This window comes from Streptomyces sp. NPDC092296, from assembly GCF_044755465.1.
In the GTDB taxonomy this organism is placed as follows: Bacteria; Actinomycetota; Actinomycetes; order Streptomycetales; family Streptomycetaceae; genus Peterkaempfera.
Genome location: NZ_JBIVRB010000002.1, coordinates 37094 through 63194, shown reverse-complemented (window position 1 = coordinate 63194; position 26101 = coordinate 37094). Strand labels below are relative to the sequence as shown.

Genomic DNA, 26101 nt, shown 5'->3' with positions numbered 1-26101 from the left:
AACGGCGCCGCCCCGGCGGTGCGCTCGATGTGCGCCGGCCGCCGGTCCCGGTCGGTGGCGAGGGCGGCCCTCCACCGCCCTCCACCGCGCGGTCGCGTCCGGCGCCGCAGGCCGTACGGCGTACCGCACCCTCGCGGCCGACCCGGCTGCCGGACACCGGCCCGGCGGCGTCCAGGACGGCGAGGTGCTTGACCACCGCCGCAGGTCGCCCATCGCCCGCCGGTGGGCTCCGGCCGGGGTGCGGTCGGCCGTCCGGTGCGGTCGGCCGTCCGCCACAATGGGGCCATGTCCCGACGCACGCCACGCCCGCAGCCGACCCCCGCCACCCCGGCGGCCTGCCCCTGCGGGCTGCCCGCCGCGTACGACGACTGCTGCGGCCGACTGCACCGGGGCGAGGTCCGGGCGGCGACCCCGGAGCAGCTGATGCGGTCGCGGTACAGCGCGTTCGCCGTCCGCGACGAGGGCTATCTGCTCCGCAGCTGGCACCCCACGACCAGGCCGCCCGCCCTCGGGCTCGACCCGGCGCTGCGCTGGCTGCGGCTGGAGGTCCTCGACTGCACCGGCGGCGGGCCGTTCCACCACGAGGGCACCGTCGACTTCCGCGCCCACTACCGCGAGCACGGCCGGGCGGGCGCACTGCGCGAGCACAGCCGCTTCGTCCGCCATGAGGGCGGCTGGCTCTACGTCGACGGCGACACTTCCGACTGACCACTTCCGACCGGCCGGGCCCGCCCGGGGTCAGCGGCGGGGTGGCACCCGGAGGGCGAGCAGGGCGGTGTCGTCGCCGGACCAGCCGCCGGTGTGGGCGGCGACCGCCCGGCCCAGGTGGCGGACGATCCCGGCGGCGTCCAGGTCGTGGCAGTCGGCCAGGGCGGCGGCGAGGCCGCCCTCCCCGAACTGGGCGCGGGGACCCGGGGTGCCCCGGCGGGGCCGGGCCTCGGTGGCGCCGTCGGTGTAGAGCAGCAGCGCGTCGCCCGGCGCCAGCCGGAAGCGCACATCGGTGAGGTGGACCTCGGGCAGCACGCCGAGCAGGGTGCCGGTCCGGCCGACCCGCTGGACCCGGCCGCCCGCCCTGCGGATCAGGGCCGGCGGGTGGCCCGCCGTGCAGAGCCGCCCGGACACCCCGGCGGCCGTGGTGCGGAAGGTGGCGTACACGGCGGTGAGGAACCGCTCGGCGCCGCGCTGGTCGAACAGCGCGGCGTCCAGCCGCCGCAGCACGGCGGCCGGTGAGATGTGCTGGGTGGCCTCGGCGCGCAGCGTGTAGCGGGCCAGCGCGGTGACCTTGGCCGCCTCCACGCCGTGGCCGCAGACGTCGCCCATCACCATGCACCACCAGGGGCCCTTGGCGTGGAAGAGGTCGTAGAAGTCACCGATCACCGTCTCCCCGCCGGAGGCGGGGAGGTAGTCGGCGGCGGCCTCCAGGCCCGGTATCGGGCGCAGCGCCGGGGGCAGCAGGCTGTCCTGGAGGGTGCGGGCCAGCGCGGCGGTGGCTTCCAGCGCGGCCTGGGAGGCGGCCAGCGACTGGCGCAGGTGGATCTCACCGGCGACGGCGCGGGCCAGGGTGGCCAGCATCGTCAGGTGCTCCGGCGCCCAGGGGCGGGGGTACTCGTCGACCACGCAGAAGCTGCCGAGCACCTCGCCGCCGGGGGCGAGGATGGGGTACCCGGCCCAGGCGCCGATCTTCATCGGCCCGACCGAGCGGTGGTGCCGGGTACGGGGGTCGGCGGCGGCGTCCTCCACCACCAGGCGCTCACCGGTGCCGACCAGGAAGTAGCAGAAGCTCTCCGCCACCGGGACCTGCCGCTCGGCGGCGCTCTGCGCGTCCGCGCCCACGGACGCCTTCCAGAACGAGCGCCGGTCGTCCACCAGGGTGACGAACGCCCGCCCGGCCCCCGTGACGGCCGCCGCCAGCGCGGCCAGGTCGTCGAACGCGTCCTCCGGCGGCGTGTCCAGCAGCCCGGTCGCCCGCACCGCGGCCAGCCGCGCCGGGTCGGACAGGGCTTCCGGCAGCCCGTCCGGTCGTACTCCGGCGGGAAAGTCCACTCCGCCCATCGCACCCGCCCGCAGCCGGTTTCCGCCCGGACCCCAACGGCCGCGGGTCGCAGCACACCTGTGCTCTATGTCAACCGTATCCCCCACCGGCCCGCCCAGCCTCATCCGGATGCCATCCAGCCCGGATGCCACCCAGTCCGGATGCCACCCGGTCCGGAACGCGGGCGGCCGGTGCCGCGACGCGGGACCGCGCGACCCCGGCAGGGGGCCGCGCGGCGAAACGCCCGGGTCAGCGCCCGGGGCCGTACCCGGGACCGGAGCCCGGCCCGTTACCGGGGCCGTAGCCGCCGCACTGCCAGTAGCCGGGGTGCCACTGGGTCTGCCAGTACCCGGGGTGCCACCCGCCGTACGGGCCCCAGTAGCCCGGATACCACGTCTGGTACCAGTAGCCCGGGTGCCAGACGCAGTAGTGGTGGCCGGTCACGGCGGCCGTGGTGGCCGTCGTCCGGGGCGCCGCCGAGGCGACCCCCGCAGTGGTCACCGCCGCGCCGCCGGCCAGCATCACTCCGGCCGCCGCCACCGCGAACGAACGCATCACACGCTTCGCTGCCATGGGATCAGCACTCCTTCCGTGATCTGCGGAACGGCCCGTGCGTGCCCGGCAAACCCTCCGCCGCCTCCAGCGGCTTCAGCGGGCGCGTGCCAGTGGGCCGCAGTGGTTGAGCCTGCCCGGCGACCAACGGAGCAAAAGGGTGCATTTCATACCGAAAAGGCAAAAGGTGGCCGCCGCCGGGGAAAAGGGCTCAGCCCCCGCCGTCGGACGCCCGGAAGGCCCGCAGCAGCTGCTCGGCGGCCAGCGTGGCGGTCAGCGTCCCCGCCCTGACCCGCTCCTCCAGGCCGGGGGCGACCCGGCGCACCTCGGGGTGCTCGCGCAGCGCGGTCAGCAACTGGTCGCGGACCATCGACCAGGTCCAGTCGACCTGCTGGTCACGGCGCTTGGCGGCCAGCGCCCCGGTGGCGTCCAGCGTCCGCCGGTGCTGCTCCAGCCGCTGCCAGACCGTGTCCAGACCGCTGCCCTCGTGGGCGCTACAGGTGAGCACCGGCGTGGTCCAGGCCGCGTCCGGGCCCTGGATCAGCCGCAGCGCCGAGGCCAGCTCGCGGGCGGCCGAGCGGGCGTCGCGCTCATGCGGCCCGTCGGCCTTGTTGACGGCGACCACGTCGGCCAGCTCCAGCACGCCCTTCTTGATGCCCTGGAGCTGGTCGCCGGTACGGGCCAGCGTGAGCAGCAGGAAGGAGTCGACCATGTCCGCGACGGCGGTCTCGGACTGCCCGACGCCGACCGTCTCCACCAGCACCACGTCATAGCCGGCCGCCTCCATCACCACCATCGACTCCCGGGTCGCGCGGGCCACGCCGCCCAGCGTGCCGGCGGTGGGCGACGGCCGGACGAAGGCGGCGGGGTCCACCGCCAGCCGCTCCATCCGGGTCTTGTCACCCAGGATGGAGCCGCCGGTGCGGCTGGAGGACGGGTCGACGGCGAGCACCGCGACCCGGTGGCCGAGGCCGGTGAGCATGGTGCCCAGCGCGTCGATGAAGGTGGACTTGCCGACGCCGGGCACGCCGCTGACGCCGACCCGCCGGGCCTGGCCGGAGTGCGGCAGCAGCGTGATCAGCAGCTGCTGGGCCAGCGCCCGGTGGTCGGGTCTGGTGGACTCCACCAGGGTGATGGCGCGGGCGATATGGGCCCGGGAGCCCGCCAGCACGCCCTTGGCGTAGCCGTCGATGTCGATGGTCGGGGCCATGGCCTCACATCTCGTGGCCGAGCGTCGCGGCCAGCGACCGCACCAGCTCGTAAGCGGCGTCCGGGATGACCGTGCCGGGCGGGAAGACGGCGGCGGCCCCCGCTTCGTGCAGCGCCGGGACGTCCTGCGGCGGGATGACGCCGCCCACCACGATCATGATGTCCTCCCGGCCCTGCTCGACCAGCTGCTCACGCAGCGCGGGCACCAGGGTGAGGTGCCCGGCGGCCAGCGAGGAGACGCCGACGATGTGGACGTCCGCCTCCACCGCCTGGCGGGCCACCTCGGCCGGGGTCTGGAACAGCGGGCCCACGTCGACGTCGAAGCCCAGGTCGGCGAAGGCGGTGGCGATCACCTTCTGCCCCCGGTCGTGGCCGTCCTGGCCCATCTTGGCGACCAGGATGCGCGGCCGCCGCCCCTCGGACCGCTCGAACTCCGCCACCAGCGCCCGGGTGCGGTCCACCCCGGATGCCGGTCCTGCCTCGTCGCGGTACACACCGGAGATGGTACGGATGCGGCCCGAGTGCCGTCCGTACACCTTCTCCAGCGCGTCGGAGATCTCCCCGACGGTCGCCTTGGCGCGGGCCGCGTCCACCGCCAGCGCCAGCAGGTTGCCCTCCAGGCCGCCGCCGCGGCGGTGGCCGGCCTCGGCGGCGGCGGTGAGCGCCCACAGCGCGTCCTGGCAGGCCGCCTCGTCGCGCTCGGCGCGCAGCCGCCGCAGCTTCTCGATCTGCTGGGTGCGGACGGCGGAGTTGTCCACCTTGAGCACGTCGATCTGCTCGTCCCCCGCCACCCGGTACTTGTTGACCCCGATCACCGGCTGCCGCCCGGAGTCGATCCGGGCCTGGGTGCGGGCGGCGGCCTCCTCCACCCGCAGCTTGGGGATGCCCGCGTCGATCGCCTTGGCCATGCCGCCGGCCGCCTCGACCTCCTCGATGTGCTGCCAGGCGCGCCGGGCCAGGTCGTGGGTCAGCCGCTCCACGTACGCGCTGCCGCCCCACGGGTCGATCACCCGGCCGGTGCCCGACTCCTGCTGGAGCAGCAGCTGGGTGTTGCGGGCGATCCGGGCCGAGAAGTCGGTGGGCAGCGCCAGCGCCTCGTCCAGCGCGTTGGTGTGCAGCGACTGGGTGTGGCCCTGGGTGGCCGCCATCGCCTCCACACAGGTGCGGGCCACGTTGTTGAAGACGTCCTGCGCGGTCAGCGACCAGCCGGAGGTCTGGCAGTGGGTGCGCAGCGACAGCGACTTGGCGTTCTGCGGCTCGAAGCGTCTGACCAGCTTGGCCCAGAGCAGCCGGGCGGCGCGCAGCTTGGCGATCTCCATGAAGAAGTTCATGCCGACCGCCCAGAAGAACGACAGCCGGGGCGCGAAGGCGTCCACGTCCAGACCGGCGTCCAGACCGGCCCGCAGGTACTCCACCCCGTCGGCCAGCGTGTAGGCCAGCTCCAGGTCGGCCGTGGCCCCGGCCTCCTGGATGTGGTAGCCGGAGATGGAGATGGAGTTGTAGCGGGGCATCCGCTGCGAGGTGTACGCGAAGATGTCGGAGATGATCCGCATCGACGGCTGCGGTGGGTAGATGTAGGTGTTGCGGACCATGAACTCCTTGAGGATGTCGTTCTGGATGGTCCCGGCCAGCTTCTCCGGCGGTACGCCCTGCTCCTCGGCGGCGACGATGTACAGCGCCAGCACCGGCAGCACCGCGCCGTTCATCGTCATCGAGACGGTCATCCGGTCCAGCGGGATGCCGTCGAAGAGCTGCCGCATGTCGTAGATGGAGTCGATGGCCACGCCCGCCATGCCGACGTCGCCGGTCACCCGGGGGTGGTCGCTGTCATAGCCCCGGTGGGTGGGCAGGTCGAAGGCGACGGACAGGCCCTTCTGACCGGCCGCCAGGTTGCGGCGGTAGAAGGCGTTGGACTCCTCGGCGGTGGAGAAGCCCGCGTACTGGCGGACCGTCCACGGCTGGTTGACGTACATCGTCGGGTACGGCCCGCGCAGATAGGGGGCGATCCCCGGGTAGGTGTCGAGGAAGTCCAGCCCGGCCAGGTCGGCGCCGGTGTACAGCGGCCGGACGGCGATGCCCTCCGGGGTCTCCCAGACCAGGTCCTCGGCGCCCTTGCCGGTGCTCTGCCGGAGGGCGGCGTGCCACCGGTCGGCGTCGACCTGGGCCGTCGTGTTGTCCTGGGCCGTCGTGTCCTGGGCGGCCGTGTCCTGGGCCGCCGGGGGGCCGTCCGGGTCGAGGCCCACCCCGGTGAAGTCGGGGATCGGCCCCGGCCGGCTCTCGCTGCTCCGCATCACGCCACTCCCATCTCGTCCAGGGTCGAGGTGAGAATCCCGACCGCGTCGCAGCCCGCGAAGACAAAGCCGTCCACCCCGGCTCGCAGCCAATCCTCCCGCCGCTCGCCCGGCCGCCCGGCCAGCAGCACCCGCCGGGCGCCTGCCTCCTTGAGCGCCGCCGCGACGGCCTCGCCCCGCTCGGCGTACAGCGCGTCGCTGGAGCAGAGGCAGGCCACCGAGGCGCCGCTGCGGGCGAACGCCTCGGCGGCGGTGGTCTCGTCGACCGACACCGGGTCGTGCACCGGCTCGATTCCGCCCGCCTGGAGCAGGTTGGCGGCGAAGGTCACGCGGGCGGTGTGCGCGGCGGCCGGGCCCAGCGCGGCCAGGAACGCCCGGGGGCGGGCGCCGGTCGCCGCCAGCCGGGCGTCGGAGCGGGCCCGCAGCGCCTCGAACGCCTCGTCGCGGCGGACCACAGGCAGGCCGCCGGAGAGCGGGGCGGGGGCCGGCTCCCGCCGGACCGGCTGCTCGGACAGCGCGGGGAACTCGCTGACACCGGTGATCGGCTCACGGCGGTGCGCCAGCTCCGCCGAGCGCTGCTCCCAGGTGGCGGCCAGCCGCTCCGCGACCAGCCCGGAGCGCAGCGCCGCCGTCAGGCCGCCGGCCCGCTCGATCTCCTGGAACCAGGACCAGGCGGCCCTGGCCAGCTCGTCGGTGAGCCGCTCGACGTACCAGGAGCCGCCCGCCGGGTCGACCACCCGGAACAGCTGGGACTCCTCGATCAGCACCGACTGGGTGTTGCGGGCGATCCGCCGGGCGAAGGCGTCGGACCGGCCGAGCGCGGCGTCGAACGGCAGCACCGTCACCGCCTGGGCGCCGCCGACCCCGGCGGCCAGGCAGGCCACGGTGGTGCGGAGCATGTTCACCCAGGGGTCGCGCCGGGTCATCATCACCGGGGAGGTCACCGCGTGCTGGCGCTGCGCCCCGGCGGCGGGCGCGCCGCAGGCCTGCGCGACGCGGGCCCACAGCCGCCGGGCGGCGCGCAGGGTGGCGATGGTCAGGAACTGGTCCGCCGTGGCGGCGTAGCGGAACTCCAACCGGTCGCAGGCCTGCTCGACGGAGAGCCCGGCGGCGGTCAGCTCCCGCAGGTAGCCGACCCCGGCGGCGAGCGAGCAGCCGAGCTCCTGGGCGGGCGAGGCACCCGCCTCGTGGTACGGCAGGGCGTCGACCGTGATCGCGCGCAGCGCCGGGTACTCCCGGACGCAGCGCCCGGCCAGTGCGGCGGCGGCGGCCAGCTGCCGGTCCAACTCGGCGTACTCGCCGGTGCGGGCGGCCAGCCCCAGCGGGTCGGCGCCCAGGTTGCCGGCGACGGCGCCGGGCGGCACCTCGCGGTCAGCGTACAGCCGCAGCAGCTGTTCGGCCGCCGCCTCGAACTCGCTGCCGGCGTCGAGCACCACCGGCGCCAGGTCGAGGTAGACGCCCTGGAGGGCGTCGGGCAGTGCGGCGACGGGCAGTTCGGGGCCGCCGACTGCGAGCCAGAGCGAGGTGACCCCGTTCTCCAGGTCGGCGAGGACCGCCTCGGCGGTCCGCCGGGCGTCCGGGTGGGCGTGCCGCTGCCGGACGTCCCAGCCGGCCACCGCGCTGCCCTCCGGCCGGGCGCCGCGCACGAACGGCGGGAACCCGGGGTAGCCGGCGTCGGGCGGCGCGTCCTGCGCGGTGTAGAGGGGACGGGTACGAATACCGTCCTGGAGGGTGGTGGCAAGCGCGTCCTCGGCCGCGGCCCCCTGGGCATCCGTCCCGGATTTGCGCAGCACGCCTTCGACAAGGCGCTGCCACTGCTCCCGGGACGCATGCGGGAACTCGGCGGCCAGGGAGAGCCCTTCGGGCTGGACCGTCATGAGGGGAAGGCTAGGGGAAAGGGTCGCGGCATCAGCAGGGGGCGCGGCTGTGACCTTGCACTCGTTTCGCCGCGAAAAGGCCCGGCGGGCTGCACCGCAGCGGACCTGGCGCGTCAGCGCTTTAGCGCGCCTTTAGCCGATTCCGCAGCGCTATTCGGATGATCTACCCCTGAGGGTGAACAAAGCGGCCATCTTCCACTCTTACGGATTACCTGCCTCTGTAGTCCAACCGGGCGTGCGTGCCATGGTGTCCGCGCAGATGCCGACGACGCCGGAACGGATGGCGATTGCGCATGGCCGGACCCGGAGAACCGATATCGACGGAGGAATCGGCGGATTACGCATTCGCTTCGCACTGGTTCGACCGCGCCCCCTACCGCCAGCACTACCTGGACGAGGGCGGCGGGCCCCCGGTGCTGATGCTGCACGGCAATCCGAGCTGGAGCTACCACTGGCGGCGGCTGGTCACCGGGCTGCGCGACTCCTACCGGTGCATCGTCCCCGACCACGTCGGCATGGGGCTCTCATCACGGCCCGCCGAGGGCGACTACACGTACACCCTCGACTCGCGGGTCGACGACCTGGACGCGCTCACCTCGTACCTGATCGCCCGCCGGGGCGCGCCGACCACCGGCTGGACGCTGGTGATGCACGACTGGGGCGGGCCGATCGGCATGGCCTGGGCGGCCCGCCGCCCGCACCTGGTCGCCCGGCTGGTGGTGCTCAACACGGCGGCCTTCCCCAGCCCGTTCGGCCGGCGGCTGCCGCCGACGCTGCGCCTGGCGCTCTGGGCGGTCAGGAACACCGCCACCGCCCGGGATCTGGTGCTGCACCGCAACGCCTTCGCCCGGGGCGCGGCCCGGTTCGGGGTGACCCGCCGGATGGACCGCCGGACCAGGGAGGCGTACCTGGCGCCGTACGCCGTGCCCGAGGACCGGCTGGCGATCCTGCGGTTCGTCCAGGACATCCCGCTCTCCCCCGCCGACCCGGCCTGGGCCGGACTGCGGGCCGCCGAGCGCGCCACCGAACTGCTCGCCGACCGGCCGGTGTTCATCGGCTGGGGCGGCCGCGACCCGGTCTTCCGGCGCGCCTTCCTCGCCGAGTGGCGGCGGCGCTTCCCGCACGCGGCGGGCCGGCTCTACCGCAACGCGGGCCACTACGTCCTGGAGGACCGGGCGGACGACCTGGTGGCACAGATCCGCGCCTTCCTGGACGGTGGCGGCCCGGGGCTGCCGGCCGAGGGCACCCAGGAGCGGCGGTGGTGACGGCGGCGGCCCGGCCGCCGCGCCTGGCCGTGGTCGGCCTGGGCTGCCACACCGGGCCGTTCGGCACCGTGGACGCCCTGGAGCGCGCCCTCTTCGCGGGCCGGGCCGACGACCCGGCGGGGACGGACCTCCCGGCCGGGGCCGACGACGGCGCCTCGCTGGTGGCGGCGGCCGGGCAGGCGCTGCGCGGCGGGCAGGGGTACGGGGGCGGGCAGGGGTACGGGGGCGGGACCGCGGCCGTCGTGCTGGCCGGGGCCGGGGCGGACCCGCAGCGGGTCCGCAGCGCCGCCGGGCGGCTGGGGCTGACCGGGCCCGTCCGGGTGGAGCGCGGCACGGGCCTGGTCGACGGGCTGGGCCGGGTCCGGCGGCTGCTGCGCCGCGCCGAACGCGTGCTGCTCTGCGCCGCCGACCCGGGCGGCGCGGTGGCCCTGCTGCTCACCGCCGCCGAGCGCGGCCACCGCCCGGTCTACGCGCTGCTGGACGCGGTGGCGGCCGGGCCGCCCGGCGCGGACAGCGACCCCGGGTCGGTCGAGTACGTCGGGGTGCACGGCTCGGACGCCCCGCAGCGGCAGGCGGTCGCGGTCGAGCTGTCCCGGGTGTGGTCGGCGGAGGCGGTGGGGTTACGGCACGCCGCGCTCGCCCCGACCGGGGGCGCCGGCCCGTGCGGCCTGCTCACCGCCGTACTGCGGGCCGTCCTCTGCCTGCACCACTGCTATCTGCCGGCCGCCCCGGGCGCCGGGCTGCGAGCGGGCCCCGGGTGCTACCTGCCCGGCGGCAGCCACCCATGGCTGCGGACCGCCGCCGGGCCGCGCCGGGCGGCGGTGACCGCCGCGACCGGCGACCGCCGCGAACACCTGCTGCTGTCCGGCGCCGACGAGCGGGGCGCCCTGGTCCACACCGACTGGGCGCGGGTGACCGAGCTGGCGTTGCTGCCGGTGTGCGGCCGGGACGCCGACGACCTGCTGCGCGCCGTCGCCCGTACCCGGGAGGCGGCAGCCGGCGGCGCCGACCTGCGGGCGCTGGCCGACCGGGCCGTCCGGGAGCTGCCGGGGGCGGCGCTGCGCGCGGTGTTCTGCGTCACCCCGCGGTCGGCGGCGCGGGAGCTGGGGCTCGCGCTCTCCTCCCTGCCGCCCACCCTGGCGGCGGGCCGGGACTGGAGCACCCCGGCCGGCAGCCACTGCGCCGCCCGGCCGATCGGCCCGGACGGCGGGGTGGCACTGGTCTTCCCCGGCCTGTTCGGTCCGTACCCGGGGCTGGGGAGCGGACTGCTGCGCTGCTTCCCCGGGGCGCCGGGCGACGGCGATCCGTCGGTGTGGGAGCGCGGCGGCACCCGGTACGCGGACCTGGCGTACCGCCTGCTGGGCAAGGACGCCACCGACGCCGAACTCGCCGCCCTGGAGCAGGAGCTGCGGGCCGACACCGTCGGGCTCGGCGGTCTCGGGATGCTGTTCGCGCTGCTGCACACCCGGCTGCTGCGGCGGCTGCTCGGCCTGCGGCGGTACGGCGCGCTCGGCTACAGCCTCGGTGAGCTCAGCATGCTGACGGCGACCGGGCGGCTCACCCATGACCGGCGCTCGCTCGACGGCCTGGCCGCTATCCCGCTCCTCCGGGACGGGGTGGCCGGCGCCCACCGGGTGGTGCGGGCCGCGTGGGGGCTGCCGGAGACGGTGCCGGACCGCGAGGTGTGGGGGTCGCGGGTGGTCTTCGCCGGGCCGGCGGAGGTCAGGGCGCGGCTGGGCCGGTTCGACCGGGTCCACCTCACCCATGTCCACACCCCCGGCGAGGTGGTGATCGCCGGTGACCCGGCGCAGTGCGCGGCGCTGGTGGCGGAGCTGGGCGTGCCGAGCATCGCCTCCGCGCACAGCCACCTCTTCCACACCCCGCTGGTCCGGGCCGGGCAGGCGGCCGGACAGCTCGGCGGGCGGCTCGCCCCCGCGCCGGGGGTGGAGCTGTTCAGCGCGCACGGCTACCGGCCGCTGACCGCCGACGACGATCCGGGGCTGCTCCCGGAGGTGCTGGGGGTGATGGGGAGGACCGTCGACTTCCCGCGCCTGGTCCGGGCCGCCTATCTGAGCGGGTACCGCTACTTCCTGGAGGTCGGCCCCGGCGGCGACTGCACCCGCTGGATACCGGACTGCCTGGCCGGGCGGCCCCAGGTGGCCGAGGCCGTCGAGCGGCGCGGCGTACCGGCCGACCGCAGCGTGGCCCGGCTGCTGGCCCGGCTGGTCAGCAACGGCCTGCCGCTGGACCTCACGCCGTTCCTGCCCGGCGCCAGCCAGGCCCCGGGCGCCCCCGACGCGCGTACGACCGACGCCCGCCCAGCCGACACCCACCCGGCCAAGGGCCACGCAGCCGGGGCCCGCCCGGCCGACGACGACCAGACCGCGAAGGAGCCCGCCCGATGACGTCCGAACCCCTTGACGCCGTCGCCCACCACCAGATCCTCGGCTTCCTGCGCGGGACGCTCGCCGGGCTGCTGGGCGTCGAACCGGGGCAGATCCGCGCCGCGACCCGGGTGTTCGAGCTGCCGGGTATCGACTCGCTCAAGGCGCTCCAAGCCGTACTGGCCACCGAGAAGCGGTACGGCATCACCCTGGACGCGAGCCGGATGCTGCTGACCCTCACCGTGGCGGAGCTGGCCGCCCTGGTCGCCGCCACCGTCGAGGAGCAGCGGCGGTGAGGGCGCCGCAGGCCGTGCGCCACTCGCGGGTGGCCGAGGTGGCCGCCCATCTGCCCGGGGGCGGGATGACCACGGCGGAGGTCGAGGCCAGGATCGCGGAGCTGAACCCCGGGCTGGTCCCGCCGCCCGGCCTGATCGAGCGCTTCACCGGGGTGGGCTTCCGCCATGTGGCGCCCGAGGGCTGGGTGGCCTCCGACCTGGCGGTGGCCGCCGTACGGAAGCTGCTGGCCGGGTGCGGACGCGACATCTCGGACATCGACCTGGTGATCTTCGCCGCCACCAGCGCGGACACCGTCGAGCCGGCCACCGCCCACATCGTCGCGGACAAGCTGGGCGCCCGCTGTCCGGTCTTCGACCTGTCCAACGCCTGCAACAGCGTCATCAACTCCATCGAGGTGGCCGACGCGCTGATCTGCGCCGGGCACTACGACCGCGTCCTGATCGCCTGCGGGGAGCATGTCTCCCCGGCGGCGCAGTGGCGGCTGGCGGGGCTGGACGACTTCATCGCCATGGGCAGCTCGCACACCGTCTCCGACGCCGGCGCCGCCCTGCTGCTGGAGGCCAGTGACAGCCCCGGCGTACTGGCGCACCGCTTCACGGCCGACTCCAGCGCCTGGCCGACCACCGCGCTGCCGTTCAGCCGCGATCCGGAGACCGGCGCGGTGACGGTGGGCCGGTTCCAGGTCAGGTCGCTGGAGCTGCTGGCGGCGCTGGACCGCGCCGACCTCTCGCCGCTGCTGGACACCGTGGCCGAGCTGGGGATGACCATGGCGGACTTCGCGGTGGTCTGCGTGCACCAGGCGGCGCTGCCGTATCTGGCGGAGTTCTGCGCGCGGGCGGGCATCCCGCAGGACCGCACCGTGGTCACCATCGCGGACCACGGCAATGTGGCGGCGGCCAGTCTGCCGCTGCAACTGGTCACGGCGGTGGAGAGCGGGCGGCTGCGCCGGGGGGAGCACGTCCTGCTGATCGGGCTGGCCAGCGGGCTGAGCCTCGGCGTCGCGGTGCTGAGGTGGTGACCGGGATGACCGGGCTTCCGCAGCCGGACGCGGCCGGCGGCTTGCCGGCCCAGTTCGAGCGGCTGGCCGCCGAGCGGCCGGACGCGGTCGCGCTGCGGTACCCGGTGGGCGGCGGTCGGTACGCGGCGCTCAGCTACGCGGAGCTGGCCGCGCGGTGCGAGCGGTACGCCGGGGCGCTGGCCCGCGCCGGGCTGCGGCAGGGGATGCGGACCTGCCTGCTGGTGCCGCCGGGGCCCGACCTGACCGCGCTGTTCCTGGCGCTGGCCCGGCTCGGGGTGGTCCCGGTGCTGATCGACCCGGGCATCGCCCGGTCGGCGGTGCGTGCCTGCCTGGACGAGGCGGCGCCGGAGGCGTTCATCGGGGTGTCCCGGGCGCACGCGGCCCGGGTGGTGCTGGGCTGGGGGCGGCGGACCGTCCGGGTGCCGGTCACCGTGGGGCGGCGCTGGTTCTGGCGCGGCCCGACGCTGGCCGGGCTGTGCGCCGCCGCCGGGGACGCTGCGCCGCCCCGCGCGGTGGCCTCGCCCGACGACCTGGCCGGGATCGCCTTCACCTCCGGGTCGACCGGCGTGCCCAAGGCCGTCGCCTACCGGGGGCGGCAGCTCACCGCGCAGCTGCGGCTGGCCCGCGAGGCGTTCCCGCTGGAGCCGGGCACGGTCGGTATGTCGACTTTCCCGCCGTTCGCGCTGGCCGGGCCGGTGCTCGGGCTGAGCCTGGTCGTCCCGGGGCTGGACCCGGTCCGCCCGGCCGCCGCCGATCCGGCGGCGCTGGCCGCCGAGATCACCCGGTTCGGGGTGACCGGCATGTTCGGTTCGCCGTCGCTGCTGGACAATCTGGCCCGGTACTGCACCGGGCGCGGCCTGGTGCTGGACACCCTGCGGGTCGTCACCTCGGCCGGTGTCTCGCTCGCCCCGGCCACCGCCGAGCGGCTGCGCGGCTGCCTGCCCGAGGACGCGCTGCTCTACTCGGCGTACGGGGCCACCGAGTGCCTGCCGCTGAGCGTGATCGAGAGCCGGGAGCTGCTGGGCGAGGCCCGGCGGGCGACCGAGCGCGGCGAGGGCAGCTGCGTGGGCCGCCCGCTGGCGGCGAACACCGTCCGGGTGATCGCCGTCTCGGACGCCCCCATCCCGGTCTGGAGCGATGAGCTGCTGGCCGCGCCGGGCGCGGTCGGTGAGATCACCGTCACCGGACCGAGCGTCAGCGAGTGGTACTTCGGCCGCCCGTACGAGACCGCGCTCGCCAAGATCCGCGACGGCGAGCGGATCGTGCACCGCACCGGCGACCTGGGCCGGGTGGACGAGCAGGGGCGGCTCTGGTTCCACGGCCGCAAGTCGCAGCGGGTGCGCACCGCCGCCGGAGACCTCTGCACCGAGCAGGTCGAGCCGATCGCGGACACCGTCGCCGGGGTGCGGCGCAGCGCGCTGGTCGGCGTGGGGGCGCCCGGTGCCCAGCGCCCGGTGCTCTGTGTGGAGGCCGAGCGGGGGGTGGGGCGGTCCGCGCGGCGGCGGGTGGCCGCCGAGGTGCTGGCGCTGCTCGCCGGGTATCCGCACGCACGGGCCGTCCGGCAGGTGCTGTTCCACCCCGGGTTTCCGGTCGACATCCGGCACAACGCGAAGATCGGCCGGGAGCGGCTGGCGCGCTGGGCCGCCGGGAGGGTCCGATGAGGGTGCTGGTGACCGGCGGCGGGGGCTTCCTGGGCCGGGCCGTCTGCGCACGGCTGGTGGCGGCCGGGCACCAGGTCCGGTCGCTCAGCCGCAGCAGGCATCCGGAGCTGGCCGCGCTCGGTGTGCGGCAGCGGTCGGTGGACCTGCGGGACCGGCAGGCGGTCGCGGACGCCATCACCGGCTGCGAGGCGGTGGTGCACTGCGCCGCCAAGGCCGGTGCCTGGGGTCCGGACGCGGAGTTCCGGGCCGTGAACGTGCGCGGCACCGAGCATGTGATCCGGGGCTGCCTGGACAACGGCGTCCGGCGGCTGGTCTTCACCTCCAGCCCGAGCGTGGTGCACGCGGGCCGGGATCTGGAGGGCGTGGACGAGTCGGTGCCGTACGCGCGGCGCTTCCCCGCCGCGTACCCCCGGACCAAGGCGGTGGCGGAGCGGCTGGTGCTGGCGGCCGACTCGCCCCGGCTGGCCACCGTCGTGCTGCGGCCGCACCTGATCTGGGGCCCCGGCGACCCGCACTTCCTGCCCCGCGTGCTGGCCGCCGCGCGGGCCGGGCGGCTGCGGCTGGTCGGCGGCGAGGGCAAGCGGGTGGACACCATCTACCTGGACAACGCGGCCGAGGCGCATGTGCTCGCGCTGGACCGGCTGGAGCCCGCCGCGCCGATCTGCGGCCGGGCGTACTTCCTCAGCCAGGGCGACCCGCGCTCCCCCGGCGAACTGCTCAACGCGCTGCTGGCGGCGGCCGGGCTGCCGCCGGAGACCCGGCGGATACCGCCGCTGGCGGCGCGGGCCGCCGCCGCCGTGCTGGAGACCGCCTACCGGGCGGCCCGGGTGCGGGCCGAACCGCCGCTGACCCGGCTGGTGGCCGCCCAGCTGGGCACCTCGCACTGGTTCGACATCTCCGCCGCGCGGCGCGACCTGGGCTACCGGCCACGGGTCTCCACCGAGGAGGGGCTGCGCCGGCTGGCGGCGTACCTGGCGGCCGGTCCCGCGCCGGCCGAGGGGCGGTGAGGCAGCCGTGCCGAGGAGGGCGTGTGCCGAGCGGAAGGGGCAGCGATGACCGTACGAACCGGTGACGGCCTCGGGGCGGGGGCGGCCCTGGTCGAGGCGGTGCGGCAGGTCCGGCAGCCGCTGGCGGTGGTGCGCGGCCCGGACGGCGGGCTCGGGGTGGCCGCCGCAGGGCCGCCGGGGGCGGAGGTGGTGGGCACCCTGCCGCCGCTGTACCCGGAGTGGCTGGGCGACCGGTCCTTCGGCGAGGCGCACGGGGTGCGGTTCCCCTATGTGGCCGGGGAGATGGCAGGCGGCATCGCCAGCACCCGCATGGTGGCCGCCATGACCGGGGCCGGGATGCTCGGCTTCTTCGGCGCCGCCGGGCTGGGCCTGCCCGCCGTGGAGCGGGCGGTGGACGAGCTGGGGCGCGCGCTGCCCGGCCGGGCCAACTGGGGCGTCAACCTCATCCACTGCCCCGCCGAACCGGCCCTGGAGGAGGCCGTCGCGGAGCTGCTGCTGCGCCGCGCGGTCCCCCGGATCTCCGCCTCCGCCTTCATGACGCTGACCCCGGCGGTGGTCCGCTGCGCCGCCGCCGGGCTGCACCGCGCCCCGGACGGCCGGATCGTCCGCCGGACCGGGCTGCTGGCCAAGGTGTCCCGCCCGGAGGTGGCCGCGGAGTTCCTGTCCCCCGCGCCCGAGCCGCTGCTGCGCGCCCTGGTGGAGCGCGGGCAGCTCACCGCCGGGGAGGCCGAGCTGGCCGGCTGCGTCCCGGTGGCGCAGGACATCACGGTGGAGGCCGACAGCGGCGGCCACACCGACAACCGCCCGCTGGCGGCGCTGCTGCCCGCCGTGCTGGCGCTGCGCGACCGGCTGGCCGAGCGGTACGGCCACCCGGAGCCGGTGAGAATCGGCGCGGCGGGCGGCCTCGGCACCCCGGGCGCGGTCGCCGCCGCCTTCGCGCTCGGCGCGTCGTACGTCCTCACCGGCTCGGTCAACCAGATCGCGGAGGAGTCCGGCGTCTCCCCGGACGCCCGCGAGCTGCTGGCGGCGGCGGACGTCTCCGATGTCGCCATGGCGCCCGCCGCCGACATGTTCGAGCTGGGCGTACGGCTCCAGGTGCTGCGGCGCGGCACGCTGTTCGCCGCCCGCGCCGGCCGGCTGTACGAGGCGTACCGGGACCATGACTCGCTGGAGGCCATCCCGGCGGCGGCGCTGGCCCGGATCGAGCGGGAGGTGCTGGGCCGCCCGGTCGCGGAGGTGTGGGCGGAGACCCGGCGGTTCTGGGAGCGGCGCGACCCGGCGCAGCTGGTCCGGGCCGAGCGCGACGCCAAGCACCGGATGGCGCTGGTCTTCCGCTGGTACCTGGGCTGTTCCAGCCGCTGGGCGATCAGCGGGGAGACCGCGCGCCGGACCGACTACCAGCTGTGGTGCGGCCCGGCGATGGGCGCGTTCAACCGGTGGGCGGCGGGGAGCTTCCTGGCCCGGACCGGTGAGCGGTCGGTGGTGCAGATCGCGCTCAACCTGCTGGAGGGCGCCGCGGTGCTGACCCGGGCCCACCAGCTGCGCACCTACGGCGTACCGGTCCCGGCGGCGGCCTTCGCCTTCCGGCCCCGGCCGCTGTGCTGACCGAGCCGCCCGCCGACCTGAGGAGGACCCATGTTCGACCGACAGTTGCGCCCGGTGCCGATCGCCGTGGTCGCCCTCGGTGCGCTGCTGCCGGGCGCGGCCGACGTGCCGGGCTTCTGGCGGGCGGTGGTACGGGGGCGCGACCTGATCACCGACGTGCCGGCGCACCACTGGCTGGTCGAGGACCACTACGACCCCGATCCGGCGGCGCCCGACAAGACCTACGCCCGGCGCGGCGCCTTCCTGTCCCCCGTCGACTTCGACCCGATGGCCTACGGGGTGCTGCCCAGCAGCCTGTCCGCGACCGACACCACGCAGCTGCTGGCCCTGCTGGTGGCCGAACAGGTCCTCGGTGCGGCGGCCGGCGCGGGCGCGGCCGCTCCGGACCGCGACCGGATCGGCGTGGTCCTCGGCGCGTCGGCGCTGCCGCTGCTGCCGCAGATGAACGGCAGGCTGAACCGGCCGCAGTATCTGCGGGCGCTGCGGGAGAGCGGCATACCGGAGCCGACGGCGCAGGCGGTCTGCGACCGGATCACCGCGCAGTCCCCGGAGTGGGGCGAGGCCACCTTCCCCGGGCTGCTGACCAATGTGGTGGCCGGGCGGATCGCCAACCGCTTCGACCTGCACGGGCTCAACCACACCACCGACGCGGCCTGCGCCAGCTCCTTCGCGGCGCTGTCCGCCGCGATCGGTGAGCTGACCCTCGGCCGGGCGGACCTGATGCTCACCGGCGGGGTCGACGCGGCCAACGACATCGGCATGTTCCTCTGCTTCTCCAAGACCCCGGCCCTGTCCAGGACCGGCGACTGCCGGCCGTTCTCGGCCGACGCGGACGGCACCATGCTCGGTGAGGGGCTGGTGATGTTCGCGCTGAAGCGGCTGGCCGACGCGGAGCGGGACGGCGACCGGGTGTACGCGGTGATCCGGGGCGTCGGCAGCTCCTCGGACGGCGGCGGCACCGCCGTGTACGCACCGGTGGCGGCGGGGCAGGCGCGGGCGCTGCGCCGGGCGTACCGGGAGGCCGGCTACCGCCCGCAGACGGTGGAGCTGGTCGAGGCGCACGGCACCGGGACCAGGGCGGGGGACGCGGCGGAGTTCGCGGCGCTGCGCGAGGTCTTCGCCGACCCGGACGACCCGCGTGAGCAGTACTGCGCGCTGGGGTCGGTCAAGTCGCAGATCGGGCACACCAAGTGCGCGGCGGGCGCGGCCGGGCTGCTGAAGGCGGTGCTGGCGCTGCATCACCGGGTGCTGCCGCCGACGATCAAGGTGGCGCGTCCCGAACCGGGGCTGGACATCGCGCACAGCCCGTTCTACCTCAACACCCGGGCCCGGCCGTGGGTGCACCCGGCGGACCGGCCGAGGCGCGCCTCGGTCTCCAGCTTCGGCTTCGGCGGCTCCAACTTCCATGTGGCGGTGGAGGAGTACCGACCGGACCCGGCCGGCTGGGGCGAGCGGCCCGCGCGGGTCCGCTGCATGCCGAGCGAGCTGGTGCTCTTCGCCGCCGACTCCCCACAGGAGCTGCTGGCGGCGGCCCGCGCCGCCGACCCGGAGCAGCCGCTGGCCGCGCTCGCCCGGGAGAGCCAGCAGCGGTTCCGGGCGGCGGGCGCGGCGCGGCTGGCGGTGGTCGCCGCCGACACCGCCGAGCTGCTGGACCGGGTCGGCCGGGCCGCCGCCGTGGTCGGGCGGCGGCCGGAGCAGCCGTTCGCCGCGCCGGGCGTCCGGTACGCGGCGGGGGCGGCGGCGCCCGGCCGGATCGCGTTCCTCTTCCCCGGCCAGGGCGCGCAGTTCACCGGCATGGGCGCGGATCTGGCCATGGGGCTGCCGGTCGCGCAGCGGGTCTGGGACCGCCTGGGCACCCGGGAGTTCGACGGCCGCCCGCTGCACCGGGTGGTCTTCCCGCCGCCCGCCTTCGGCGACGCCGAGCGGGCGGCGCAGCAGGCCGAGCTGACCGCGACGGCCTGGGCACAGCCCGCGCTGGCGGTGCACAGCCTGGCGCTGCTCGCGGTGCTGGAGCGGCTGGGGCTGCGGCCCGACTGCGTCGCCGGGCACAGCTTCGGTGAGCTGGTCGCCCTGCATGCCGCCGGGGCGCTGGACGCCGATGCGCTGCTGGGCCTGGCGCGGCGCCGGGGCGAGCTGATGCGGGACGCGGCGCGGCGGGCGCCGGGCGCGATGCTGGCCGTCTCCGCCACCGCCGAGCGGGTCGCCTCGGTGCTCGCGGATCTGCCCGGCGTGTGGCCGGCCAACCTCAACGCGCCGGAGCAGGTGGTGCTGTCCGGCCTGGTGGAGGCGGTGGAGGCGGCGGCCGAGCGGTTCGCCGGCGCGGGCATCGCCACCCGGCGGCTGGAGACGGCCGCGGCGTTCCACAGTCCGCTGGTGGCGGCGGCCACCGAGCCGCTGGCGGACTTCGTCCGGGAGCTGCCGGTGGGGCCGCCCGCGCTCCCGGTGTACGGGAACGCCGCCGCCGACCGCTATCCGGCCGACCCGGCGGAGGTGCGGCGGCGGATCAGCGGGCACCTGGCGGCGCCGGTGCTGTTCCAGGCGGAGGTGGAGGCGATGTACGCGGCGGGGGTGCGAACCTTCGTCGAGGTGGGGGCGGGCAGCACGCTCACCGGCCTGGTGGGGCGGGTCCTCGACGGCCGGGAGCACCTGGCGGTGGGCTGCGAGCGGGCCGGGCAGGACGGCGTCACCGGGCTGCACGAGGCGCTGGCGGCGCTGGCCGTCGCCGGTGCGGAACTCGACTACGGCGTGCTCTGGGAGGAGTACGCCCCCGAAGCGAAGCGGACCAGGAAGGAGCCGGGGCGGATGACGGTGCAGATCGACGGTGGCAACTACGGCCGGCCCTATCCCCCGCCGGGTGGCGCGGCGGCGCTGCCCGCGCCGAATCCGGCTCCGGCCGCGCCCGCTGCCGTACCGGCCGGGGATGCCCTCCGGGCGGCTTCGGCCGGGCCGGTGGCGGTGGACCCGGGGCTGGTGGCGCTCATCGAGGAGACCCAGCGGCAGACCGCCCAGGCGCATGCCGACTACCAGCGGCAGACGGCCGAGGCGTACGCCGACTACCAGCGGCAGGTGACCGAGAGCCACCTCGCCTATCTGCGGATGTCGGAGACGTCGCTGGCCGCGCTGCTGGGCAGCCCGGCCGTACCGGCCCCGGCGCAGCCGCCGGGCGCGATACCGGCGCCGCTGCCGGTGCCGCTGCCGACGCCGCTGCAAGCGCCGCCCGTGCCCCGGCCGGCCGCAGCGGCGCCCGCCCCGGCCGTGGTGATGGCTCCGGCGCCCGGCGTCGCCGCCCCCGCCCCCGCGCCCGCCCTGCCCGCGCCCGCGCCCGCCGCGCCGGTGGCGCCCGTCGCGGTGGCCGGGCCGCCGGTGGCCGCGCCGGTCGACCTGGAGCAGCGCATCCTCGCCGTGGTGGCGGAGCGGACCGGCTACCCGGTGGACATCCTCAATCTGGACATGGAGCTGGCGGCGGACCTCGGTATCGACTCGATCAAGCGGGTGGAGATCCTCTCCGCGTTCTCCGGCGACCTGGGCGACCTGCCGCAGACCGCCGTCACCGAGCTGGGCACCGCCCGTACGCTGCGCGAGGTGGTCGACCGGGTCCGCGACCGGTCCGGCGCCGCCCCGACCGGTACCGAGCCGGTGCCACCTGATGTTCCGTCACCATCCGTTCCCGGCAGGCTGGTCCGCGCGGAGGTGCGGGCCGTCCCCGCGCCGCCCAGCGGGCTGGCGATGGCCGGGCTGTACGACGGTCCGATCGCGGTGACCGACGACGGTACGGGGATCGCGGAGTGCGTCGCCGGACTGCTGCGCTCGCACGGCTGCTCCGCCACCGTGGTGCAGCGCGTGCCCGATGACGCGACCGGGGTGGTGCTGCTGGACGGGCTGGCGGCGGTCGACAGCGCCGACCGGGCGGTGGCGGTGCAGCGGGAGGCGTTCCGGCGGGCGGCTGCGGCGGCCCGGCGGCCGGCCGTCCGGGGCGGGCTGTTCGTCACCGTGCAGGACACCGGCGGCGACTTCGGCCTCGGCGGCCGGCAGGGCGACCGGGCCTGGCTCGGCGGCCTCGCCGCGCTGGCCAGGACCGCCGCCCGGGAGTGGCCGGACGCGGCGGTCAAGGCGGTCGACTGCGAGCGCGGCGGCCGGGAGCCGCAGGCCGTCGCGGCGGCCCTGGTCCAGGAGCTGCTGCACGGCGGCGGGGAGCTGGATGTCGCGCTGGCCGCCGACGGCACCCGGCGCACCCTGCGGACGGTGCCCGCCGAGCTGCCGGTGACCGCAGCCGCCCCCGCCCGGGTCGGCCCGCAGTCGGTGATCGTGGCGACCGGCGGGGCGCGCGGGGTGACCGCCGCCGCGCTGTGCGCCCTGGCGCGCGAGCACCGGCCCCGGCTGGTGCTGCTGGGCCGCACCCCGCTGGAGCCGGAGCCCCCGGGGCTGGCGGACCGCACCGACGAGCCGTCGCTGACCCGCGCGCTGGCCGGGCGGCCCGGCGCGGCCGGGACACCGGCGGCGCTGACCGCGCGGGCCCGCCGCATCCTCGCGGTGCGCGAGATCCGGCAGACCCTGGCGGCGGTCGAGCGGGCCGGCTCACCGGTGCGGTACCTGCCGGTGGACGTCCGCGACGGCGCGGCGCTGCGGGCGGCGCTGGACGCGGTGCGGGCCGACTGGGGTCCGGTCACCGGGCTGGTGCACGGCGCGGGCGTACTGGCCGACGGCCTGCTCGCCGAGAAGACCGACGAGCAGGCGGACCGGGTGCTGGACACCAAGGTCGGCGGGCTGCGGGCGCTGCTGGACGCGACCGCCGACGACCCGCTCCAGCTGATCTGCCTGTTCTCGTCGGTGGCCGGGCTGTTCGGCAACCCCGGCCAGAGCGACTACGCGACGGCCAACGAGGTGCTCGCCCAGGTGGCCTCGGTGGAGCGGGTCCGGCGGCCCGGCTGCCTGGTGCGGTCCCTGGCCTGGGGGCCCTGGCAGGGCGGGATGGTCACGCCGTCGCTGGCCGGGCTGCTGACCGGCGCGGGGGTGGAGCTGGTCCCGGTCGCGGCCGGGGCGGCGGCCTTCACCGCCGAGCTGGGCGGCGCGGCGGCCGGGGAGGCCCGGGTCTGCCTCGCGATGGACGGCGGGCCGGGCCCGTTGGGGGGCGCCGACCGGGCCCCGGCCGGGGCGCAGCTGCGGGTCACCGCCGCCTGCCATCCGTACCTGGCCGACCATGCGCTCCACGGGGTGCCGGTGCTGCCGCTGGCGCTGGCCGCCGAGTGGTTCGCCCGGGTGGCGGCGGTGCGGCGGCCCGAGGACGATCCGCTGGTCCTGCGCGAGCTGCGGGTGCTGCGCAAGGTCACGCTGCCCGACCTGGCCGGCGGGCAGCTGCTGGGGGTGCGCGGCCGGGTCGCCCCCGGCGGCGGCGGGCTGACGCTGGAGCTGCTGGGCGACGGCGGGGTGGTGCACTACCGGGCGCTGCTGCCCGATGCGGCGGCGCCCGACCTGCCGGTCCTGGCCGAGCCGGGCGGGCTGCTGCCGCCGGAGGGGCTGCCGCTGTACGACGGCGACATCCAGTTCCACGGCCCGCGCTTCCAGGCCGTGCGCTCGCTGACGGCCGTCGGCCCGGCCGGGGCGACCGGTGAGCTGGTCGGCCTGCGTGAGCTGGGCTGGCCGGGCGGGCACTGGCGCGGCGACCCGGCGGCGCTGGACGGCGCCCTCCAGCTGGCCCTGCTGTGGGGGCTGCGGACGCTCGGCGGCGCGACGCTGCCGATGGCGGTCGAGGAGTGCCGGCTGTTCGGCGCGGGGCCGCTGACCGGCCCGGCCGGCTGCGTGGTGCTGGGCGGCCGGGTGAGCGGTGACAGCGCCCGCTGCGACGCCGTGGTGACCGAGCGGGGCGGCGCCGTACGGCTCCGGCTGACCGGCATCGAGATGGTACGCCGCCCGGGGTGACCGCCGCCCGTACCGGCCGGACCCGCCACCGGTCCGACCCGCCACACCGTCGACGAACGGAGCGCCACCATGCGGTTCGAACCCATCGCCATCGTCGGCCGGGGCTGTGTGCTGCCCGGCGCGCTGGACCCCGACCGGCTCTGGGCCAATGTGGTGGCGGGCCGGTCCAGCCTGTCGGCCGTGCCCGGGGACCGCTGGCGACTGCCCCGGCGGCCGGCGGGCGAACCGCTCCCGTCCACGGTGGGCGGCTATGTGCAGGGCTTCGAGGGGGTGTTCGACCCGGCGGGCTTCGCGGTCGACGCCGCGCGGATCGCCGGGCTGGACCCGCTGTTCCACTGGGTGCTGTACGGCGTACGGCAGGCGCTGCGCGAGGCCGGGCACCAGCAGCCGGGGCCGCTGCCGGACGCCGGGCTGGTGCTGGGCAACCTCTGCTACCCCAATGAGTCCGCCGCCCGGTACGCCGAACAGGTCTGGCTGGGCGCGGGGCGGCCCCGGCCGGACGCCCGCAACTGGTTCGGCGCCGCGCTGCCCGCCCACCTCGCGGCGCGGGCGCTGGGCCTCGGCAAGGGCGGGTTCGCGCTGGACGCGGCCTGCGCCTCGGGCCTGTACGCGGTCAAGTCCGCCTGCGACCGGCTGCACGACGGCTCGGCCCGGCTGATGGTGGCCGGGGCCGTCAACCGGGCCGACAACCTGTTCCTGCACCGGGGCTTCCACGCCCTGGCGGCGGTCAGCCGCTCCGGCCGCAGCCGCCCGTTCCACCGGGAGGCGGACGGGCTGGTCCCGGCCGAGGGCGCCGGGTTCGTGGCGCTGACGCGGCTGGCCGACGCGCTGGCCGGCGGGATACCGGTGCTCGGGGTGATCCGGGCGGTGGGGCTGTCCAGCGACGGGCGCGGTGCCGGGCTGCTGGTGCCGGACCGGCGCGGGCAGCAGCGGGCGGTACGGGGGGCGTACGCGCTGGCGGGCATCGACCCGGACACGGTCTCGCTGATCGAGGCGCACGCCACCGGCACCCCGGTGGGCGACGCGGTGGAGGCCAGGGCGCTGGCCGAGGTGTTCGCGGGCAGCCCCGGGGTGCCGGTGGGGTCGGTCAAGTCGCAGCTCGGGCATCCGCTGGCCGCCGCCGGGATGGCCGGGCTGCTCAAGGTGCTCGGGGCAATGCGGGCCGGGGTGCGGCCGGCGGCGCCGGAGGCCGCCGAGCCGATCCCGGAACTGCGCGGCACACCGCTGCGGCTGCTGGACCAGGCCGAGGACTGGCCCGGCCCGCGCCGGGCCGCCGTCGACGCCTTCGGCTTCGGCGGCGCCAACGCCCACCTCCTCCTCGACGCCTGGCCCACCCCCACCGACGCCCCGGCCCACCCGACCCCGGCCGCCCTCACCCCCCGGCCCGGCACCGCCGCGACGGGCGCCGACACCCGGCCCATGTCCCCGGCATCCGGCGCCACCGAGCCCGACCGGGCCGGACCCCGATCCACGGGCGACGCCGATTCGTCGCGCCCCGACCGGGTGGGGGATGGCGGCGAGGCGGGCGGCGACAGCGGCCAGACGGGCAGCGACGCCCAAGCAGGTAGTGACGGCGAGGCGGGCAGCGGCAGCGGCCAGGTAAACGGCATCGGCCACGCGGGCAGCGACAGCCACGTGGACGGCATCGGCCAGCCGAGCAGCGACGGCGAAGCGAGTGGTGACAGCCAGGCGAGTGGTGACAGCCAGGCGGACGGCGACGGCGAGGCGGGCGGCGACGGCGAGGCGGGCGGCGACGGACAAGCGAGCGGTGACGGCCAGACGGCCAGCGGCAGCCAGACGAGCAGCAACGGCCAAGCGGACAGCGACAGCGGCCAGGCGGGCCATGGCGGACAAGCGGTGGCGATCGTGTCCATCGGTGCCCGGGTCGGCGGCGGTGACGGAGCCGAGAGCCTGCGGCGGGCGCTGCTGACCGGTGAGCCGCTGCTGACCGGTGAGCCGCCGGTGGCCGGGGCGGCGGTGGTGGAGCTGCCGGCCGAGGGGCTGTGCTTCCCCCCGGCCGACCTGGCGGCCGCGCAGCCCCGGCAGTTGCTGGCGCTGGCCGCCGCAGTGGAGGCCGCCGCCGAAGTCGTACTGCCCCGCGAGCGCACCGCCGTACTGATCGGCGCGGGCAACGACCCGCAGGCCGCCCGCTACGGCGCCCGGTGGCGCTGCGACGCGAGCTGGCTGGGCGACACCGCCGACGCCGAGACGGTCGCGGCCGCCCGGGACGCCTTCGCCGTACCGCTGGCCGCCGCGGGGGTGACCGGGACGATGCCCAGTCTGGTGGCCCACCGGATCAGCACCCAGCTCGACCTGGGCGGCCCCGGCCTGGTGATCTGCGCGGAGCAGGCGTCCGGCCTGGTCGCCCTGGAGCTGGCGGCCCGCGCGCTGCGTACCGGCGAGGTGGACGCGGCCCTGGTGGGGGCCGTCGACCTGGCCGACGAGCCGGTGCACCGCAGCGCGCTGGCCGAGCTGGACGCCCCCGGGGCGCCCGGCGACGCCGCCGTGGTGCTGGTCCTCAAACGGCTGGCGGACGCCCGCCGCGACGGCGACCCGGTGATCGCACTGCTCGCCCCGGCCCCGCCGGGGCCGGTCGTCAGCGACAGCACAGCCACCGCCGACACGCACAACCCACACTCCGACCCGGACCCACTACTCGACCCGGCCCCCGCCCCACCAGGGCCGCCCGCCGGAGACAGCACACCCGCCACCGACAGACACGCCCCGCACTTCGCCCCAACCGCACCGCTCAACCCAAACCCAGCACCACTAAAGCCGGTCATCAAGGACGACGCAGCCACAAGCGACGCGGACAACCCGCACCTCGACCCGGACCCCGCCCCGCCGAAGCTGACCGTCGGAGACAGCGCCGCCACCGCCGACACGCACAACCCGCACTTCGCCCCAACCGCACCGCTCAACCCAAACCCAGCACCACTAAAGCCGGTCATCAAGGACGACGCAGCCACAAGCGACGCGGACAACCC

General features: G+C 76.7%; 15 protein-coding genes. 10 read left to right on the top strand and 5 right to left on the bottom strand.

The features are described 5' to 3' along the window. Positions 1-285 precede the first annotated feature (285 nt). Positions 286-708 (top strand): YchJ family protein, encoded by a 423-nt coding sequence (locus ACIQGZ_RS08065; protein ID WP_402600061.1) that lies wholly within the window; start codon positions 286-288, stop codon positions 706-708. Positions 709-738: 30 nt separating this feature from the next. On the opposite strand, the gene ACIQGZ_RS08060 is transcribed toward ACIQGZ_RS08065, so the two are convergent. The 5 genes from ACIQGZ_RS08060 to ACIQGZ_RS08040 form a co-directional block, all read right to left on the bottom strand. Next, positions 739-2052: a PP2C family protein-serine/threonine phosphatase gene (locus ACIQGZ_RS08060; protein ID WP_402600060.1), complete on the bottom strand. Its 1314-nt coding sequence runs from the start codon at positions 2050-2052 to the stop codon at positions 739-741. 229 nt (positions 2053-2281) lie between these two features. After that, positions 2282-2605, bottom strand: coding sequence for a hypothetical protein (locus ACIQGZ_RS08055; protein ID WP_402600059.1), 324 nt, complete (start codon positions 2603-2605; stop codon positions 2282-2284). A gap of 190 nt (positions 2606-2795) precedes the next feature. Beyond that, positions 2796-3794 (bottom strand): methylmalonyl Co-A mutase-associated GTPase MeaB, encoded by a 999-nt coding sequence (gene meaB / locus ACIQGZ_RS08050; RefSeq protein ID WP_402600058.1) that lies wholly within the window; start codon positions 3792-3794, stop codon positions 2796-2798. Positions 3795-3798: 4 nt separating this feature from the next. Beyond that, positions 3799-6084 carry a methylmalonyl-CoA mutase gene (gene scpA / locus ACIQGZ_RS08045; protein WP_402600057.1) on the bottom strand — a complete coding sequence of 762 codons (2286 nt, stop codon included), beginning with the start codon at positions 6082-6084 and terminating at the stop codon, positions 3799-3801. Beyond that, a complete protein-coding gene (locus ACIQGZ_RS08040; protein WP_402600056.1) occupies positions 6084-7961 on the bottom strand; it encodes a methylmalonyl-CoA mutase family protein in 1878 nt (625 codons plus the stop codon). Before ACIQGZ_RS08040 ends, scpA begins: the two co-directional genes overlap by 1 nt. A 293-nt stretch (positions 7962-8254) precedes the next feature. On the opposite strand from ACIQGZ_RS08040, the gene ACIQGZ_RS08035 reads away from it, so the two are divergent. From ACIQGZ_RS08035 to ACIQGZ_RS07995, 9 genes are all read left to right on the top strand, one after another. Beyond that, positions 8255-9226: an alpha/beta fold hydrolase gene (locus tag ACIQGZ_RS08035; RefSeq protein WP_402600055.1), complete on the top strand. Its 972-nt coding sequence runs from the start codon at positions 8255-8257 to the stop codon at positions 9224-9226. Further along, entirely contained in the window at positions 9220-11631 is a 2412-nt protein-coding gene (locus tag ACIQGZ_RS08030; RefSeq protein ID WP_402600054.1) for a hypothetical protein, read from the top strand. The genes ACIQGZ_RS08035 and ACIQGZ_RS08030 overlap by 7 nt, the downstream gene beginning before the upstream one ends. Further along, entirely contained in the window at positions 11628-11906 is a 279-nt protein-coding gene (locus tag ACIQGZ_RS08025) for an acyl carrier protein (RefSeq protein WP_402600053.1), read from the top strand. Before ACIQGZ_RS08030 ends, ACIQGZ_RS08025 begins: the two co-directional genes overlap by 4 nt. Next, a complete protein-coding gene (locus ACIQGZ_RS08020) occupies positions 11903-12925 on the top strand; it encodes a 3-oxoacyl-ACP synthase III family protein (protein WP_402600052.1) in 1023 nt (340 codons plus the stop codon). The genes ACIQGZ_RS08025 and ACIQGZ_RS08020 overlap by 4 nt, the downstream gene beginning before the upstream one ends. 5 nt (positions 12926-12930) lie before the next feature. Continuing rightward, entirely contained in the window at positions 12931-14586 is a 1656-nt protein-coding gene (locus ACIQGZ_RS08015) for a fatty acid CoA ligase family protein (protein WP_402600051.1), read from the top strand. Continuing rightward, on the top strand, positions 14583-15593 hold the full coding sequence (locus ACIQGZ_RS08010) for an NAD-dependent epimerase/dehydratase family protein (RefSeq protein WP_402600050.1): 1011 nt from the start codon (positions 14583-14585) through the stop codon (positions 15591-15593). The genes ACIQGZ_RS08015 and ACIQGZ_RS08010 overlap by 4 nt, the downstream gene beginning before the upstream one ends. A 45-nt stretch (positions 15594-15638) precedes the next feature. After that, positions 15639-17198 (top strand): PfaD family polyunsaturated fatty acid/polyketide biosynthesis protein, encoded by a 1560-nt coding sequence (locus ACIQGZ_RS08005; protein ID WP_402600049.1) that lies wholly within the window; start codon positions 15639-15641, stop codon positions 17196-17198. A gap of 30 nt (positions 17199-17228) precedes the next feature. After that, a complete protein-coding gene (locus ACIQGZ_RS08000) occupies positions 17229-23114 on the top strand; it encodes an SDR family NAD(P)-dependent oxidoreductase (RefSeq protein ID WP_402600048.1) in 5886 nt (1961 codons plus the stop codon). Positions 23115-23183: 69 nt separating this feature from the next. After that, the coding region (locus ACIQGZ_RS07995) for a beta-ketoacyl synthase N-terminal-like domain-containing protein (protein ID WP_402600047.1) at positions 23184-26101 on the top strand (2918 nt) is incomplete at its 3' end.